Here is a 4,118-nt window from a genome sequence, read left to right as displayed (position 1 = left end):
CCTGGCTGGGGATAAACAAACCGGTGTTTGTATTATGCAAATGGAAGCCGGACTGGATACCGGACCGGTTATCAAACGTGCAGAAATAGCCGTAGAAGCAAATGATACTGGCGAACAACTGCATGACAAACTGGCATTGCTGGGTGCCAACACCCTGCTGGAAACATTGAATAACTTTGAGGAATTACAATCTCAGGCTATTCCACAAGACGACAGAGAAAGCTGCTATGCCTCTAAACTCTTGAAAGCTGAAGCTAATATTGACTGGTCACAATCAGCACAGCAAATTGATAGGCAAATCCGCGCGTTTAATTCCTGGCCGGTTGCCCAAACCCTCTGGCAAAACAAAATGCTGCGGATCTGGCAGGCATCCGTTGTTGATTCACAAAACCATGCTATGAAACCAGGTACCATTATCCAGGCAGACCGTCAGGGAATTGATGTTGCAACCGGGGATGGCGTCATTCGCTTATTATCGCTCCAGGCACCTGGTAAAAAGGCCGTGCCAACCAATGACTTTCTGAATGCGCATCCCTTAAAAGCAGGCGACTATTTTGGCTAAAAGTAATTTATTATGCCCACGCAGTGCCGCCGCTTTAGTCATACAGAGGGTAATACAAGGCCAATCATTAAACACCGCTTTTGTAGATATCAGTAAACGACTGGATGAAACTCAACGCCCCCTGTTTCAGCAATTAACCTATGGTGTAATCCGTTGGTTTTTTGCTCTTGAAAGCATCCTTCAGCAATTACTTTCCAAACCGTTAAAAACGAAAGATGCTGATGTTCAGGCTTTGCTTCTGGTGGGTATATATCAGCTTCGCTCGTTACGCATACCTGATCATGCCGCCCTGTCAGAAACGGTTAACGCCAGTAAACGCTTGAACAAACAATGGGCAAGCGGATTAATCAATGCCTGTCTGCGAAATTATCAGCGCCAGCAGAAAACATTGGAAGAAACCCTGGCTGAACAAACAGTGACGGAATATGCTCATCCAGCCTGGCTGATTGAAAAATATCAGGCTGACTGGCCAGATTTGTGGCAAGACATTTTGTCGGCCAACAATCAGCAACCGCCGATGATGCTTCGGGTTAACAGCCGGGAATATTCCCAGTCGGAATATCTGGAGTTATTAGAAAAAGCCACCATTCCTGGCATCGCGATTGAAAACTGTCCTCAAGGGATCTTGCTGCAACAAGCCTGTGATGTATTTGCTTTGCCAGGTTTTGTAGAAGGTGCGGTTTCTGTGCAGGATGGTGCCGCGCAACAAGTAGTTGATTTACTTGATTTACAACCAAACCAGCGCATTCTCGATGCCTGTTCGGCACCGGGTGGAAAAACCTGTCATATTCTGGAAAGATTTCCAAATAATGAAGTTATCGCTGTGGATATCAGTCAGGAGCGGCTCAAGCAGGTTGAGGAAAATCTGTCACGATTGAATTTATCGGCAAATTGTCTCGCAGCGGATGCCAGCAATCCACAAAACTGGTGGAATGGTGAACAATTTGACCGTATATTGATTGATGCGCCATGTACTGGCAGTGGTGTTATCAGACGGCATCCGGATATAAAACTGCTTCGAAAAGCAGAAGATATCGAACAGTTGGTCAGACAGCAGCAAGCATTGCTGGATAATTTATGGCCATTACTGAAACCGGATGGCTTGTTAATTTACACCACTTGTTCTGCTTTGAAGCAGGAAAATGAACTACAGATAGAAGCATTTTTGCAACGCCAGCCCGAGGCAATGGAGCAGCTTCCATCCCGGGCTCCAGCTCGAAGAGTAAGCTTCGGCTATCAATTGCTACCGGGAGATAACCATCTGGATGGTTTCTATTATGCCTGCCTACGTCACCGTTAAACGTCTTCTGGCGTTTTTTTTGTTGCTGTTTGTCTCTGTGCAAACCGTACAGGCTGAGACATTTTACATAGAACAGGCACGCACCTCTCCGGCAGGCAACGGTTATCTATTGAATGCTTCTATCAGCTACCCGTTAAATGCCCGGGTTAAAGAAGCCCTCTATAATGGAGTGCCAATTACCTTTGTACAGGAAATCCAGCTAATCAGAAGTTATCCGGTACTGGGAGAATGGTGGCAATGGCAGAGTAATATCTGGTCCAATGAAATACGCTATGTATTGCGTTATCACGACTTGTCTCAGCAATATCTCTTACATTCCATGGACACCAAAACGCATCGCAATTTTACGACCATGGAAAGTGCATTAAGCGCCATGGGAGAGATTAAAGATTTCAGTCTGCCACCACAACATACGCTAGATACCAGTGACCTGACTCTAAGAGTTCGCAGTCAGATTGATTTAAACGCGCTGCCTTCGCCTATGCGGCCTGGAGCGTTTCTGTCAAATAAATGGGATTTAGCCAGCGATTGGTATGAGGTGGCATGGCCTTCCAATTAATAAGAGGTCTCAGCTCGGGAACTGCACCGTATTTTTCACTGGCTTTATTATTATTAATATTGGCCTACATGCTCAGTGCGGCTACCCAGGACACCTCTCGTCTCAGTGATTTATTTCTTTATATTTTTGGCCTGGGGCTAGTCTGCCTGCTGTTACTGGCCGGGATCCTGGCCCGGGGGTTATATCGACTTTACCGTGACTTCAAACGCAAAGCGCCTGGCTCCCGCCTCACACTGAAACTGGTCAGCTTGTTTGTGCTGCTGATCGTTGGGTCTACCAGTATTGTTTACGGGTTCTCCGTACATTTTCTGCAACGTGGCATCAATAGCTGGTTTGATGTAAAAGTCGAACAGGCTTTGGAGGACTCACTGGAACTGAGTCGTAGCGCATTTGGTATTCGTATGCGTACCTTACTCCGTCAGACACGAATGATGGCCGGTGTATTATCAGAACTACCGGACGCACGACTCACCAATAGCCTGCGAGAACTGGTGCAACTAAGTGGTGCACTGGAAATCAGTATCTGGAATATGCAAGGTCGACTGGTAGTCTCCAGCATTGAAAATCCGGCCATTATTATCCCCAATGCGCCTGATGAATCTATCGTACGTCGTCTGCAACAAGGTGAAGACTATATAGGTCTGGATCCGGCAGCTAATGATGAACTGCAATTACGTGCAGCGGTAATGTTGCCACGAAAATCCATTCTCGCCGAAGAACGCTATTTACATGTGGCTTTTCCGGTCAATGACCATTTGAGTTCATTGGGCAAAAATGTTCAGGATGCCTATACCGACTATAAAGAGCTGAGCTATTTACGCAAACCGTTAGTGACCATATTTACCTTGACGTTGAGCCTGATAGTTTTCCTGACCATGCTCGCCTCAATCTGGTTTGCGGTATGGATCTCTCGACGTATGGTTCAACCCTTGCAGGAACTGGCAGAAGGGACTCAGGCTGTTGCCTCAGGGAATTACAATATGCAACTTACCGCCTCAGGTCATGATGAAATCGGTTTTCTGGTACGCTCTTTCAACCAGATGACCCAACGCCTGACACAAGCCAGAAATGCCTCAGACAGAAGCCATCGCTTACTGGAACAACAGACCAGTTATCTGACCACTGTATTGGGCAGCCTATCAAGCGGGGTTATTACCATTGATAATGATCTGTACCTACGCACCGCCAATTTGGCCAGCAGTCAGATCCTGGGCGTCAATTTACAGCAAAGACTGGAAAGCTCTTTAGATGCTCTGGCCAAGCTTAATGACAATCTGCATAGCTTTGCCTTACTGATTCAAAATTACACCTTCAAGTCCGTCGCCTGGCAACAACAGATAGAGCTGCAGCAAACCAAAGGTCGTCAAACCTTAATGTGTCATGGTACCCCCCTGCCCGGTCAAACCGGCTGGGTGATTGTATTTGATGACATCACAGCCCTGTTACAGGCACAGCGAAATGCCGCCTGGGGCGAAGTTGCCAGACGCCTGGCACATGAAATTAAAAATCCACTTACTCCCATTCAGTTATCTGCTGAACGTTTACAACATAAATACGCGTCATTGGTGCCACCGGATCAAACCGAGACTTTACAGAAGCTCACTGATACTATCGTGCGGCAGGTTGAGGCCATGAAAGATATGGTCAATGAATTTTCCGACTATGCCCGCAGCCCGGGTTTACAGTTTGAAACGGTG

4 protein-coding genes are annotated in these 4,118 nt (G+C 46.8%); all 4 read left to right on the top strand.

What is annotated here, in order from left to right; translation table 11 throughout:
* The coding region (locus B3182_RS12900; protein WP_292753012.1) for a methionyl-tRNA formyltransferase at positions 1 to 562 on the top strand (562 nt) is incomplete at its 5' end.
* A complete protein-coding gene (rsmB, locus tag B3182_RS12895; protein ID WP_292358537.1) occupies positions 555 to 1,862 on the top strand; it encodes a 16S rRNA (cytosine(967)-C(5))-methyltransferase RsmB in 1,308 nt (435 codons plus the stop codon). The genes B3182_RS12900 and rsmB, both read left to right, overlap by 8 nt.
* Positions 1,840 to 2,421, top strand: coding sequence for a DUF4390 domain-containing protein (locus tag B3182_RS12890; RefSeq protein ID WP_292358538.1), 582 nt, complete (start codon positions 1,840 to 1,842; stop codon positions 2,419 to 2,421). The genes rsmB and B3182_RS12890 overlap by 23 nt, the downstream gene beginning before the upstream one ends.
* Positions 2,406 to 4,118: HAMP domain-containing protein (locus B3182_RS12885; protein WP_292753009.1), on the top strand; the 1,713-nt coding region annotated here is incomplete at its 3' end. The genes B3182_RS12890 and B3182_RS12885, both read left to right, overlap by 16 nt.

This window comes from Methylophaga sp. UBA4204, from assembly GCF_002379485.1.
GTDB lineage: Bacteria > Pseudomonadota > Gammaproteobacteria > Nitrosococcales > Methylophagaceae > Methylophaga.
This window is presented reverse-complemented; position numbering and strand designations above follow the sequence as displayed.

Excerpts from the sequence above, each read along its gene's own strand:
- B3182_RS12890 (WP_292358538.1), top strand. The coding sequence starts at position 1,840 with ATGCCTGCCTACGTCACCGTTAAACGTCTTCTGGCGTTTTTTTTGTTG.